The sequence below is a fragment of the Xanthobacter autotrophicus genome, from assembly GCF_030015065.1.
GTDB lineage: Bacteria > Pseudomonadota > Alphaproteobacteria > Rhizobiales > Xanthobacteraceae > Xanthobacter > Xanthobacter autotrophicus_D.
This window is the reverse complement of sequence record NZ_JAIVFN010000017.1, coordinates 37,531-50,701: the sequence shown is the minus strand read 5'-3', so window position 1 is coordinate 50,701 and position 13,171 is coordinate 37,531. Positions and strand designations below refer to the sequence as shown.

Sequence of the window (13,171 nt, the reverse complement as noted above, 5' to 3'; positions counted from 1 at the left end):
GTGTGGGGGCGGCGGGCCTTCTGGCGGGCCTCATCCTGGTGGGGGCGCTCGCTCCGGGCGTGGCGCTCGGGCAGCAGGCCGCGCCTCCCGCGTCGCCGCAGCCGGCGGACCTCGCCGCCGATCTGGCCAATGCCAATGCCCGCATAAAGGTGTGGGACATTCCCGATATCGACCTTTTGCCGGACGACGAGGAGGGCCGCCTCGTGCGCTACGGCCGCTCGGTGCTGGAGGCGAGCGCGCGCCATATCGGGCCCGACGCGGCCGACCCGGCCCAGCGCTTCGCCGGCAACAACCTGGCCTGCGCCAATTGCCATCTGGATGCCGGACGCAAGAAATTCGGCCTGCCGCTGGTGGCCGCGGCGGCGGACTATCCGCGCTACTCCACCCGCTCCGGCGCGGTGGCGGACCTCGCCGAGCGTATCGACAGCTGCATGACGCGCTCCATGAACGGCCGCGCCATGCCGAGGGACGCGCGGCCCATGCGCGCCTTGCTCGCCTATCTCACCCTCCTGTCCTCGGCGTTGCCGAAGGATGCGAGGATCGAGGGGGCGGGAGCCGGCGCCATCCCGCTGCTGGACAGGCCGGCGGATCCGGCGCGCGGGGCGGTGGTCTATGCGCAGACCTGCGTCGTCTGCCACCGGTCCGGCGGCGAGGGCCTGCGCCGCAACGCGGTGGATGCGAGCTTCGGCTATGGGGTGCCGCCGCTGTGGGGCCCCGACAGCTTCAATGACGGCGCGGGCATGAACCGGCTCGTCACCATCGCCAATTTCGTCCACGACAACATGCCGAACGGCGTCAGCTGGGTGATGCCGGAGCTTGCGCCGGCGGATGCCTGGGACGTGGCGGCCTATGTGACGAGCCAGAAGCGGCCGCATCGCGACGGGCTCGAACGCGACTTTCCGGACCTGCTCGACAAGCCAGTGGATACCCCTTACGGCCCCTATGCGGACGGCTTCTCCCAGACGCAGCACAAGTATGGGCCGTTCGGCCCCATCCGAGCCGAGATCGCGCGGCTGAAGGCGGACAAGGGCCGCGTGCCCAATCCCAACGTGCGGTGAGGCGGAGGCGGTGTCCGGAAGGCTATTTCGGCGTCCCGGACTGGCAGGCGTTGGGCTTGCCCTGGCCGAACCAGTTGCCGCATTTGTCGCAGCCGCCAAGGCCGAGGGCGAGCGCCGCGACCACGGCGAGACGGATGACGGAGCGCATGGCTTCTCCTGTTCGATGCGGCGCGACTTTAGAGCGTTTTCGCGCGAAGTGGATACCGGTTCGCGGGAAGAAAGCGCGTCAATGCAAATCACGCCCACCAGGCGGCGGGAAGGGAAGGCCCCGTCCCCGCCGCGCGGGCTTCAATAAACGATGACGTGTCGCACCACCTCGCCGCGGTCGAGGCGGTCGAAGCCCTCGTTGATCTCGTCCAGCGGACCGGTGGAGGACAGCAGGCGGTTCACCGGCAGCTTGCCGCGCTGGTAGAGCGCCATGAAGCGCGGAATGTCGCGGGGCGGCACGCAGCTGCCCATGTAGCTGCCCTTGATGGTGCGTTCCTCCGCCACCAGGTGCACCGGGGGCAGCGAGACGCGGGCGTTGGGATTGGCAAGGCCGCCCGTGGTGGTGGTGCCGCCGCGCCTGGTGATCTTGTAGGCCAGCTCGAAGGCGGGGGCCGAGCCCGCCATCTCCACCGCATGGTCCACCCCGCCTTTGGTCGCCGCCTTCACCGCGTCCACGATGTCGGGATCGTTGGCGAGGAAGGTGTCGGTGGCGCCCAATGAGCGGGCGATGTCGAGCTTTGCCGGCGACAGGTCGAGGGCGACGATCTGCTCCGCCCCCGCGGCCACCGCGCCCATCACTGCCGAGAGGCCGACGCCGCCGAGGCCGACAACCGCGACGCTCTGGCCGGGCCGCACCCCGCAGGTGTTCACGATGGCGCCCACCCCGGTCATCACCGCGCAGCCGAACAGGGCGGCATCCACCAGCGACATCTCGGGGTCGATCTTGATGATGGAGCGGCGCGAGATCACCGCATATTCGCCGAAGCCGGAAATGCCGCACAGATGGTAGGCATCGGTGCCGTCGTCGCAGGTGAGCCGCCGGCCGCCGCCGAGCAGGGTTCCCGCGCCGTTGGCCGCCTGGCCGGGCCCGCACATCTGGGCGCGCCCGTCGAGGCAGGAGGGGCAGGTGCCGCAGGTGGGCACGAAGCTCATCACCACATGGTCGCCGGGGGCAAGGTCGGTCACGCCGGGGCCGGGCTCCACCACGATGCCGGATGCCTCGTGGCCCAGCACCATGGGCAATTGGCGGGGACGGTCGCCGTTGATCACCGACAGGTCGGAATGGCACAGGCCGGCCGCCGCGATCTTGATCAGGACCTCGCCGGCCTGGGGCGGCGCGAGCTCAACCGTTTCGATGGAGAGCGGACGCGTCTGCGCATAGGGCTTGCTCACAGGGGACGCATGGAGAACGGCGGCGCGAATACGCATGATATTTCCTCCCGAGCCTGTTTGGTGCCCGTATTGAGGGCGACGGGGCGCACCGTCAAGCCGGCGCGGCTGCACATTTGGGAGGGATGAGTTTCAGTCGCGCGGACGGAAAGTCGGTGCAGTGCTGCGTCCGTGCGCCGTCGTGATTCTCTCCCGCGAGCGGGAGAGGGAGCACCTTGCGTCCGGGGGTGGGCGCGCCTTGCGCCGGGTGGCGGTGGCTTTCCCGAAAAAGGCCTCAGGCGGCCTCTGCGGCGGCCATGCGGGCGAGCAGCAGGTCGGCGGTCTGGCCGGCGAGGAGGGCGACGTTCTCGTCCTGCGTGATCATGGCGGCGACGATGGCGCCGTCGATGAGCAGGCCGAGCTGGTGGGCGACGCCGTCCGGGTCCCGCGCGCCCGCCTCGGCGGCGAGGCGGGAAAGGGTCTGGAGCACCACCTTCTTGTGGGCGAGGGCGATCTGGCGCATGCGATCGTCCTTCTTGTCGTGCTCGGCCACCGCATTGATGAACGGGCAGCCGAAGAAATGGTCGTTGCCGAACCATTCGCGCAGCACCGGGAAGATGCGGCGCAGGCGGGCCACCGGCGTTGCCTCGCCCTTGAGCAGTTCGCCCAGGAACCAGTCGCGCCAGGCCGCGCCCTCGCGTTCCAGCACGGTCTCGACCAGGCGCTCCTTGGAGCCGAAGGCCTTGTACAGGGTCGCCTTGGCCGTGGCCGCTTCCGCCACCACCGCGTCCACCCCCACGGCATTGATGCCGAACTGGCAGAACAGGCGCGTCGCCGCCGCGATGATGCGCTCCCGGGCCGATGGCTCCGGTTCGGCGGCAGCCGGATGACCGTTCGCGCTGTGCGGGCCGTTGGATTTGCGCGCCATTCTCGCCCTTGTCGCCTCTTGATGCATCGCTTCTCACCAGCCTGCCGCATTTGCGGGCAGAAGAACAGACCTGTCTGTCCTTTTCAGGCATGAATCGTGCCGCGCTGTCCCGGCCTCTTTTCACCGGAAAGCCAAGCGTCTCCTAGAGAAACAGACTTTCTCGCCAGTTCGAGGGTCGGTGCCCGGCAACTGGCATGGCACGTGCATAGGACAGACCGGTCTGTCTACATGCCATCCCCAAGGAGATCCGGATGACTGCGCCCCAAACCGTCCTGACCGGTTGTCTGATGCCCGAGGCGACCACGGGCTGCCTCGCCCCCATCGACAAGGACGGGCTCGAGAAGCTCATCGCCGCCGGCAAGGCGGACCCCAAGGTGATCAAGACGCTGAAGTGCAAGACCGTGGCCGAGGGTCGCTTCCGGCACGCCAATTATATCCGCAACCTCGCGCCCTACATCGTGGACGAGCCTCCGGGTCTGCTCGGCGACGACACCGCCCCCAACCCCTCCGAGGCCTCCCTCGCCGCGCTCGGCTCCTGCCTGGCGGTGGGGCTCCACGCCAATGCGGTGCATCGCGGCTGGACCGTGCGCAAGCTCGAACTCCAGCTGGAAGGCGACCTCAACATCACCGCCGTGTGGGGTACGGGCGACGTGAGCGAGAAGCCGGTCGGCTTCACCGACGTGCGCGTGAGGGTGGAAATGGAGTGCGACGGCGTGCCGAAGGAAGAGGTGGACGCGCTCATCGCCCACGTCACCCGGTGGTCGCCGGTGGCCAACACCTTCACCCGCCCGGTGAATCTCGAAGTCGCGCTGGCCTGACCGGCGCTCTCTCCCAGCCGAATGGCATGCCTGGCCCCGCCGGGCATGCCGGCCTCCCCCACCTTCGAGGATCGCACATGCAATTGACCGCCGTGACCGCCTTGTCGCCGCATGATCTGTCCGCGTCCGACCTCGACGCCGGGGCGGCCCTCGCCGAGATCGGCAAGATCGCGGTGACCGACCTGTCCGCCTGGGCCCGGGCCATCGACGAGGGCACCTATCCGGCCACGCTGTTGCACCGCTTCGCCGATGCCGGCGCCTTCCGCCTGCATCTTTCCGACGGCCACAGGCTCGGCGCCGCCATCGAGGGCATGAGCCGCATCTCCGAGGTGTGCACCTCCTCCGGCTTCATGGCGTGGTGCCAGAACACCCTGGTCTGGTATCTCATCAATTCGCAGAATGCCGCCGCGAAGGCGAAGTATCTCGCCGCCGCCGCCACCGGCCATGTGCTGGGCGGCACCGCGCTCTCCAACCCCATGAAGTCCTTCTTCGGCATCGAGACGCTGAAGCTGAAGGGCACCCGCGTGGAGGGCGGCTACAAGGTCAAGGGCGTCCTGCCCTGGGTGTCGAACCTCGGTCCCGACCATTTCTTCGGCGCCATCTTCGCGCTGGAGGGCGGCGAGCCGGTGATGGCGCTCATCGACTGCGCCGACCCGGCGGTGACGCTGAAGCCCTGCGAGCCCTTCCTGTCCATGGACGGCACCGGCACCTATGGCGTGCAGGTCCGCGACCTGTTCGTGCCCGACGACATGGTGCTGGCGCACGAGGCCATGCCCTTCGTGACGACGATGCGCGCCGGCTTCATCCTGCTGCAGGCGGGCATGGCCATCGGGCTGATCCGCGACTGCATCGCCATGATGCGCGAGGTGGAGGGCCCCCTCGGCCACGTCAACCGCTTCCTCGACGTGCAGCCGGACGCCATGGCCGAGACCCTTGCCGCCATCGAGGCGGAGGTGAACGCGCTGGCGCAGACGCCTTTCGACACCAGTCCGGATTACTGGCGCCGCGTGGTGGCCGCCCGCCTTCTCGCGGGGGAGAAGAGCGTGGAGGCGGCGCACAACGCCATGCTCCATTGCGGCGCGCGGGGCTATGTGCGGGCCAGCCGCTGCCAGCGCCGCCTGCGCGAGGCCTATTTCGTCGCCATTGTCACGCCGGCCACCAAGCAGCTGAAGCTGATGCTGGACCAGATGCCGCAATAGCCTTCAGCCAATCGGCGGTTTCCGCCTTGCACGATGATGCGCAAGGCCGTTCCGCAGCCGCATTTCACAACACGCGAGGGGCGCAAAGCCTCCGACACCTTCCGGTTTTCTCGTCGTCCACCCTGCGAGAGGGGATCACCATGAGCGCCATCCTGATTTCGCCGCCCGACCTGTCCACCCTGATCCTGTCCGAGCCCACCGTCGTCATTGATACGCGCAATCCCGAGAGCTACGCGGCCGGGCATATTCCCGGCGCGGTCAACCTCCACGAGATCTTCACCTTCCTCGCCACCTCGACCCCCGAGGGCTACGCCGAGCTGCGCACCAGGTTCGCCGACGCCTTCGGCAAGGCCGGCCTCTCCGGCAAGGAGACGGCGGTGATCTACGAGCAGTCCATGAATTCGGGCTTCGGCCAGTCCTGCCGCGGCTATTTCCTGCTCACCTTCCTCGGCTATCCCAGGATCAAGGTGCTGCACGGCGGCTTTGCCGCCTGGGAGGCGGCGGGCCTGCCCGTCACCACCGCCGTGCCCGAGCCCAAGGCCGCCACCTTCCCGGTGGACGAGGCGGCAGGCGAGGTCATCATCAATGCCGCCGCCATGCTCGCGGCGGTGGAGGACCCCGCCGTCGCCAAGCTCGACGTGCGCGACGTGGACGAATGGATCGGCGAAAGCTCCTCGCCCTATGGCAAGGACTTCTGCCCGCGCAAGGGCCGCATCCCCGGCGCGAAATGGATCGAATGGTACCGCATGATGAAGCCCACGGCCGAAGGCCCGCGCTTCAAGTCGGCGCCAGAGATCCTGGCCGAGTGCGCCACGGTGGGCATTTCACCTGAAACCCCCGTCTATCTCTACTGCTTCAAAGGGGCGCGGGCCTCCAACACCTTCCTCGCGCTGAAAGAAGCGGGGGTGAGGGACGTGAAGATGTATTTTGGCTCCTGGAACGAATGGTCGCGCGATCCGGCGCTCCCCATCGAGGAGGGGCACCCGGCGGCGGCCACGGCCTGAACCGAAGGAGCCCCGACGTGCCCGAGATCACCTGCTATTTCAGCCCGCAATCGGGCTATGCCTATCTGGGGCACCCCCGCCTCGTCGCCATCGCGCGCGAGCACGGCGCCAGCATCCTGTGGCGGCCCGTGGACATCCTGAAGGTCTTCGCCGAGGGCGGCTCCACCGCCCCGGCGAAGCAGTCCCCCGTGCGCAACGCCTATCGCAAGCAGGACATCGTGCGCTGGGCCAAGCTGCGCGGCATTCCCATGAACACCGAGCCGTCGTTCTGGCCCACGGACACGCTGCCCGCCTGCCGCCTCATCGCCGCCGCGCAGATGGAGGGCATCGACCCCGCGGCCCTCATCTTCGCCTGCCTCGGCGCGGTGTGGGCGCGGAACATCCAGATTTCCGAGCGCGCCAACCTCATCCGCCTTGCCGACGAGGTGGGGCTCGACGGCGCGCGCCTTGCGGAACTGTCCGACAGCGTGGGAGCCGCCGAGCAGGTCCAGCGCAACACGGCGGAGGCGATCGAGGCCGGCGTGTTCGGTTCGCCGTCCTATGTGGTGAACGGCCAACTCTATTTCGGCCAGGATCGGCTGGACTTCGTCGCCGCCGCGCTCGCGGCCGGAGAGGCGGGGGCGGCGCTATGAACGCGCCCGTCGTCATCGTCGGGGCGGGGCAGGCGGCGGCGCAGGCCGTCACCTCCCTCAAGGCGGAGGGCTATGCCGGCAATATCGTGCTGATCGGCGACGAGCCCTATCTGCCCTACCAGCGCCCGCCGCTCTCGAAGGCCTATCTCGGCGACGAGATGACCGAGGACCGGCTCGAATTGAAGGCGCCCAAATTCTACGCGGATTCCGGCGTGGACCTGCGCCTCGGCACCCGCGTCACCCGCCTGCTGCCGGCCGAGAAGGCGGTGGAACTGGTGGACGGTTCCCGCCTTGCCTACGGCGCCCTGCTGATCGCCACAGGCACTCGCGCCCGCACGCTGCCGGTGCCGGGGGCGGAACTCGCCGGCGTCTTCTCCATCCGCTCCATCGACGACGTGAAGCACTTCCGCGCCGCAGCCGTGCCGGGGGCGAAGCTCGTCATCATCGGTGGCGGTTATATCGGCCTCGAAGTGGCCGCCAAGGCGAAGAAGCTCGGCCTCGACGTGACCGTGGTGGAAGGCCAGCCGCGCCTGCTCGCCCGCGTCGCCTGCGCCACCATCTCCGACTTCGCCCGCACCCTGCACGAGGGCAATGGCGTCACCATCCTCACCGGCATGGGCGTGGCCCGGCTGATCGGCCCCGAGCGCGTGACGGGCGTTGAACTGGCCGACGGCCGGGTCCTGCCGGCCGACCTCGTGCTCTCCGCCGTGGGCGCCGTGCCCAATGCGGAGCTGGCGTCCGAGGCGGGGCTGGTGCTGGAAAACGGCATAAGGGTGGACGAGGCCACCCGCACCAGCGCGCCGGACATCTATGCCGCCGGCGACGTCGCCTCTTTTCCGAGCAGGCTCTATGGCCGGCGCGTGCGCCTGGAATCCGTGCAGAATGCCATCGATCAGGCCAAGGCTGCCGCAAGAGCGATCACTGGTGGTGATGTTGCATACGATCCCGTCCCCTGGTTCTGGTCCGATCAATATGATGTGAAGCTCCAGATCGCCGGCCTCCTCGACGGTTACGAGCGCACCGAAACCGAGGGCGACGTGGCGGCCGGACGCTTCTGCGTGCGGTATTTCGCGGGGGAGCGGCTGCTGGCGGTGTGCTCCGTCAACGATCCCAAGAGCCACATGCTGGCGCGCAAGGCGCTCGCCATTCCGCCGCCGGTGCCCGCGCCCGGCTAGGCCGTGGCACGGGCATTGCCATCCCCAAGCGTCACCTGCCTCTGAAATCCCCGCATTCCCCTCACGGAGAGCCCCCGATGTCGATGTTCTCGAACCCGTTCTCGCTGAAGTCGAAGCTCGGTCGCTGCCTGTGCGGGCGCCACGCGACGCCGGAAGAGCACGCGGCGTCGGAGCGGGCGGCGGGTCTCGGCGACGAGGCGCGCTATCGCGAGGTGGTGGCTTCGGGCCTCATGCGCGCGCTGTTTCCCAACGACATGAAGCGGCGCGCCTTCCTCAAGGCGGTGGGCGCCTCTACCGCCGCGGCGGCGCTGGCCACCTTCTTCCCGCTCGACGCCGCCACCGAGGCGTTCGCGCAGACCGGCAAGCCGGAGAAGACCGACTTGAAGGTGGGCTTCATCCCCATCACCTGCGCCACCCCCATCATCATGGCCCACCCCATGGGCTTCTATGCGAAGCAGGGCCTCAACGTGGAGGTGGTGAAGACCGCCGGCTGGGCGGTGATCCGCGACAAGACCATCAACAAGGAATACGACGCTGCCCACATGCTGGCGCCCATGCCGCTCGCCATCTCCCAGGGCCTCGGCTCCAACCCCATCCCCTTCGTGGCGGCGGCCATCGAGAACATCAACGGCCAGTCCTTCACGCTGGGCATCAAGCACAAGGACAAGATGGACGTGAAGTCGTGGAAGGGGCTGAAGTTCGCCATCCCCTACGACTTCTCCATGCACAATTACCTTTTGCGCTATCTGCTCGCGGAGAACGGCCTCGACCCGGACACCGACGTGCAGCTGCGCGTGGTGCCGCCGCCGGAGATGGTGGCGAACCTGCGGGCCGAGAACATCGACGGCTTCCTCGCCCCCGACAACGTCGCCCAGCGGGCCGTGTTCGACGGCGTGGGCTTCATCCACTCCCTGTCCAAGACCATGTGGGACGGACATCCCTGCTGCGCCTTCGCGGCGAGCCGGGAATTCATCACCACCATGCCCAACACCTATGCGGCCATGCTGCGGGCGCTGGTGGACGCCTCCGCTTATGCCTCGAAGGACGAGAACCGCAAGGCCATCGCCGAGGCCATCGCCCCGCCCGCTTACCTGAACGCCCCGGTGACGGTGCTGGAGCAGGTGCTGGTCGGCACCTTCGCGGACGGGCTCGGCAACATCAGGAAGGACCCCCGCCGCATCGATTTCGATCCCTTCCCGTGGGAGTCCTTCGCGGTGTGGATGCTCACCCAGATGAAGCGCTGGGGCCAGATCAAGGGCGAGGTGGATTACGCCTCCGTCGCCAACCAGGTGTTCCTCGCCACCGACGCTGCCAAGGTGATGAAGGAGATGGGCCTAACCCCGCCTGCCGCCACCTCCAAGTCGTTCTCGGTGATGGGCAAGGTGTTCGATCCACAAAAACCCGCCGAATACGTCTCCTCCTTCGCCATCAGGCGGAGCTGAGCGATGAAGAGCCTCGGCGTGCGTGCCGGCCTCCTTTCGGTGCTGCTGTTCGTGGTGTTCTGCGCGGCATGGCAGCTTGCGGTCACCCCGAGCGCCAGCACGGGGCCGGCGCTGGATCCGGAATATGCCAAGCTCATGGGCATCTCCACCGCCGGGGCGAAGTCGGCCATGCCGGGGCCGCTCGACGTGGCGGCCAAGCTCTGGGACAACCTGAAGCGGCCGTTCTACGACAACGGGCCGAACGACAAGGGGCTGGGCCTCCAGCTGCTCTATTCCATCGGCCGGGTGGCGCTCGGCTACGCGCTCGCGGTGGTGGTGGCGGTGCCCATCGGCTTCCTGATCGGGATGTCGCCTTTGGCCTACCGCGCGCTCGATCCCTTCATCCAGGTGCTGAAACCCATCTCGCCCTTGGCGTGGATGCCGCTCGCGCTCTACACCATCAAGGATTCTGCGCTCTCGGCCATCTTCGTCATCTTCATCTGCTCGGTGTGGCCCATGCTGCTCAACACCGCCTTCGGGGTGGGGGCGGTGCGCAAGGAATGGCTGAACGTCGCCCGCACCCTGGAAGTGGGGCCGTGGCGACGGGCCTTCACGGTGATCCTGCCGGCGGCGGCGCCCACCATCCTCACCGGCATGCGCATCTCCATCGGCATCGCCTGGCTGGTGATCGTGGCTGCCGAGATGCTCGTGGGGGGAACCGGCATCGGCTACTTCGTGTGGAACGAATGGAACAACCTCTCCATCGCCAATGTCATCGTGGGCATCCTGCTCATCGGCGTCGTGGGCATGGTGCTCGACCTGATCCTGGCGCGCCTGCAGAAGCGCGTAACCTTTCCGGAGTGAGCGCCATGGCTGAGAGGGTGAACGCCGAGCGCTTCATTTCCATCGAGGGCATCGCCCGGCGCTATCCGGCGGCGGGAGGCAGCTTTACCACCATCTTCGAGAATCTGTGGCTGCAGGTGCCGCGCGGTGAGTTCGTCTGCATCATCGGTCATTCGGGATGCGGCAAGACGAGCGTGCTCAACATCCTCGCCGGGCTGGAGACCCCCTCCGACGGCGTGGTGGTGGTGGACGGGCAGGCCATCGAGGGGCCGAGCCTCGACCGCGCCGTCATCTTCCAGGGCCATGCTTTGCTGCCGTGGAAGAGCGTCATCGGCAACGTGGCCTATGCGGTCTCCTCGCGCTGGCGCAAGGCGGGCCGCGCCGAGGTGGAGGAGCGGTCAAAGCGCTTCATTGATCTCGTGGGCCTCAAGGGCAACGAAGCCAAGAAGCCGGCGGAGCTGTCCGGCGGCATGCGCCAGCGGGTGGGCATCGCCCGCGCGCTCTCCATCGAGCCGAAGATCCTGCTCATGGACGAGCCCTTCTCGGCGCTGGACGCGCTCACCCGCGGCACGTTGCAGGACGAGGTGCGGCGCATCTGCAAGTCCACCGGGCAGACGGTGGTGATGATCACCCACGACGTGGACGAGGCCATCTACCTCGCCGACAAGATCGTGCTGATGACCAATGGCCCGGAGGCCATGGTGGCCGAGGTGGTGGAGAACCCGCTGCCGGCCGACCGCCGCCGCGACAGCATCCACCGCGAGCCGGACTTCTACACGGTGCGCAATCACCTGGTGGATTTCCTCGTCGCCCGCAGCCGTACTTTCAAGGACGAGAAGCCGGCGGGCTACGACCCGCGCCGGCCGCCCCTGGTGCGCCTTGGCGAGCCGGTTGCCCCGCCGCCCATCAACACCATTCCTTTTCCCGCCGTTGCCACGGCCCGCGACTGACCGCGCGGGGCCGGCCCGACAAGAACCAAGAGTGGAGAGACAAGACCCATGAAGCGCGAGCAACTCACCGAGAAGATCCTCGACATCAAGCGCGAGAAGGGCTGGACCTGGAAGTACATCTGCGAGGAGATCGGCGGCATGTCGCCGGTCCTCGTGGTGGGCGCGCTGCTGGGCCAGATGAAGCTGGTGAAGCCGCTGGCGAAGAAGGCGGCGGAATTGTTCGGCCTCAGCGAGGTGGAAGAGCGCATGCTGAACGAGGTGCCCATGCGTGGCGCCGGCACGCCCATGCCGCCCACCGACCCGCTTATCTACCGCTTCTACGAGCTGGTGATGGTGAACGGCCCGGCCTGGAAGGCGCTCATCGAGGAGGAGTTCGGCGACGGCATCATGTCCGCCATCGACTTCAACATGGAGATGGTGCGCGAACCCAACCCCAAGGGCGACCGGGTGCAGATCACCATGTCCGGCAAGTTCCTGCCGTACAAATATTACGGCAACGAGCAGGGCATCCCCGACTACGGCTTCAAGGAAAGCTGAGGGGCGCCCGGGTCCGGCCCGCGCCGGCGGCCCTTTCCGGGAGCGCTCTGGATCGGGACACAAAAGCAAAAGCCCCGCCGGGTGGCCGGCGGGGCTTTTGCTTTTCACGAGACCCGCCGGAGGCGGGTGCGGCGCTCAGTCGTTGAACAATGCGGGCTGCTCGGGCGCGGGGGCGTCGCCGCCCGCGGCCTCGGTCGCTGCCTCCTCGCCGCGTTCGGCGCGGGTGCGGAAGCGCCGGCGGCGGCCACGACGGGCGTCCGTGCCCTCGGTCGCCTCGGCGGCCTCGGGACTCTCGGCCGGCTCCTCGCGAGGGGCTTCGGTGCTCGGGGCCTCGATCTTAGGCACTTCGGCGCGCGGGGCTTCGGCCCGGGGCGCTTCGGCGCGCTCCTTGGCGATGGCGGGGGTGCCGGTGATGAAGGAGGGCAGGCCGCCGATCTCCGTATCGCTCTCCCGGGCGGCGCGGGACGCGCGCGGTGCCTCCGCTTCCTCGCTGCGGGGCGCGCGGGCGGCACGCGAGGTAAAGCCCTCGCCGCTCTCGTCCCGGTTGCGCCGGCGGAACTCACGGGGCTCGCGACCCTCCCGAGGCTCGCGAGGTTCACGCTGTTCCCTGGGTTCACGCTGTTCCCTGGGTTCGCGGGGCTCACGGGCCTCGCGCTGCTCGCCGCGGGCTTCACGGGGTTCGCGCGCCTCGCGCGGCTCCCGCTGCTCGCGGGGCTGGTAGCCTTCGCCGGACTCCTCGTCGCGGTTGCGGCGGTAATTGCCCTGGCGGTTGTCGCGCTGGCCGCGATCGTCGCTGCGGGTCTCGCGGCCCTCCCGCGCCTCGCGGGGCTGATAGGGCTGCTCGCCGCGATTATAGGGTTGCTCACCACGGCCGAAGGGCTGGGGCGCATCCAGGGCGCCCACATCGTCCATCTCGTCGTCGTCCATCTCGTCGTCGCGGCCGTAGCCGGGCGGCGGGGCGAACTGGCCCTGAAGGGACGCGATGAGGCGCAGATAGTGCTCGGCGTGCTGGAAATAGTTTTCTGCCGCCACCGGGTCCCCGGACGACTGGGCGTCGCGGGCGAGCTGCTGATACTTTTCCGCGATGTGGTGCGCCGTTCCACGCACCTTCACGTCCGGCCCGTTTGATTCGTAGACCCGCGTCAAAGGGTTTGAGCTGCGCCGGTTGTTGTTGCGGCCGCGCATGCGCTTCTGCTGACCATTTCTCATCTGGATCGTTCTCTACTCGCCCGGCGTTCACGCCGCCGTCT

14 protein-coding genes are annotated in these 13,171 nt (G+C 68.3%); 10 read left to right on the top strand and 4 right to left on the bottom strand.

Annotation, left to right across the window (positions count from 1 at the left end):
• Positions 1-2: 2 nt before the first annotated feature.
• Positions 3-1,058: a c-type cytochrome gene (locus K9U40_RS06005; protein ID WP_282889302.1), complete on the top strand. Its 1,056-nt coding sequence runs from the start codon at positions 3-5 to the stop codon at positions 1,056-1,058.
• Positions 1,059-1,080: 22 nt separating this feature from the next.
• Here the strand turns inward: K9U40_RS06005 and K9U40_RS06000 are convergent, their stop codons facing one another.
• The 3 genes from K9U40_RS06000 to K9U40_RS05990 form a co-directional block, all read right to left on the bottom strand.
• Positions 1,081-1,206: a hypothetical protein gene (locus K9U40_RS06000; RefSeq protein WP_282889301.1), complete on the bottom strand. Its 126-nt coding sequence runs from the start codon at positions 1,204-1,206 to the stop codon at positions 1,081-1,083.
• Between the two features lie 140 nt (positions 1,207-1,346).
• Complete coding sequence (locus K9U40_RS05995; RefSeq protein WP_282889300.1) at positions 1,347-2,474, bottom strand: zinc-dependent alcohol dehydrogenase family protein; 1,128 nt, start codon at positions 2,472-2,474, stop codon at positions 1,347-1,349.
• A gap of 235 nt (positions 2,475-2,709) precedes the next feature.
• Complete coding sequence (locus K9U40_RS05990; RefSeq protein WP_282889299.1) at positions 2,710-3,342, bottom strand: TetR/AcrR family transcriptional regulator; 633 nt, start codon at positions 3,340-3,342, stop codon at positions 2,710-2,712.
• A 251-nt stretch (positions 3,343-3,593) separates the two neighbouring features.
• Between K9U40_RS05990 and K9U40_RS05985 the strand changes: the two genes are divergently transcribed.
• The 9 genes from K9U40_RS05985 (at position 3,594) to cynS (ending at position 11,921) form a co-directional block, all read left to right on the top strand.
• The gene (locus K9U40_RS05985; RefSeq protein ID WP_282889298.1) at positions 3,594-4,160 is read left to right on the top strand and encodes an OsmC family protein; all 567 of its coding nucleotides are present in this window, start codon (positions 3,594-3,596) and stop codon (positions 4,158-4,160) included.
• 77 nt (positions 4,161-4,237) lie between these two features.
• Positions 4,238-5,359: an acyl-CoA dehydrogenase family protein gene (locus K9U40_RS05980; RefSeq protein ID WP_282889297.1), complete on the top strand. Its 1,122-nt coding sequence runs from the start codon at positions 4,238-4,240 to the stop codon at positions 5,357-5,359.
• Between the two features lie 140 nt (positions 5,360-5,499).
• Positions 5,500-6,363: a sulfurtransferase gene (locus tag K9U40_RS05975; RefSeq protein WP_282889296.1), complete on the top strand. Its 864-nt coding sequence runs from the start codon at positions 5,500-5,502 to the stop codon at positions 6,361-6,363.
• Between the two features lie 17 nt (positions 6,364-6,380).
• Positions 6,381-6,995 carry a 2-hydroxychromene-2-carboxylate isomerase gene (locus K9U40_RS05970; protein WP_282889295.1) on the top strand — a complete coding sequence of 205 codons (615 nt, stop codon included), beginning with the start codon at positions 6,381-6,383 and terminating at the stop codon, positions 6,993-6,995.
• A complete protein-coding gene (locus K9U40_RS05965; RefSeq protein WP_282889294.1) occupies positions 6,992-8,170 on the top strand; it encodes an NAD(P)/FAD-dependent oxidoreductase in 1,179 nt (392 codons plus the stop codon). Before K9U40_RS05970 ends, K9U40_RS05965 begins: the two co-directional genes overlap by 4 nt.
• Positions 8,171-8,247: 77 nt before the next feature.
• A complete protein-coding gene (locus K9U40_RS05960) occupies positions 8,248-9,612 on the top strand; it encodes a CmpA/NrtA family ABC transporter substrate-binding protein (RefSeq protein ID WP_282889293.1) in 1,365 nt (454 codons plus the stop codon).
• A gap of 3 nt (positions 9,613-9,615) precedes the next feature.
• Positions 9,616-10,455, top strand: a complete 840-nt coding sequence (gene ntrB / locus K9U40_RS05955; RefSeq protein WP_282889292.1) for a nitrate ABC transporter permease — start codon at positions 9,616-9,618, stop codon at positions 10,453-10,455.
• A 5-nt stretch (positions 10,456-10,460) separates the two neighbouring features.
• On the top strand, positions 10,461-11,384 hold the full coding sequence (locus tag K9U40_RS05950) for an ABC transporter ATP-binding protein (RefSeq protein WP_282889291.1): 924 nt from the start codon (positions 10,461-10,463) through the stop codon (positions 11,382-11,384).
• Between the two features lie 48 nt (positions 11,385-11,432).
• On the top strand, positions 11,433-11,921 hold the full coding sequence (gene cynS / locus K9U40_RS05945) for a cyanase (protein ID WP_012114641.1): 489 nt from the start codon (positions 11,433-11,435) through the stop codon (positions 11,919-11,921).
• A 135-nt stretch (positions 11,922-12,056) separates the two neighbouring features.
• Here cynS and K9U40_RS05940 read toward each other — a convergent pair whose 3' ends face one another.
• Positions 12,057-13,130, bottom strand: coding sequence for a DUF4167 domain-containing protein (locus K9U40_RS05940; RefSeq protein ID WP_282889290.1), 1,074 nt, complete (start codon positions 13,128-13,130; stop codon positions 12,057-12,059).
• Between the last annotated feature and the right edge of the window lie 41 nt (positions 13,131-13,171).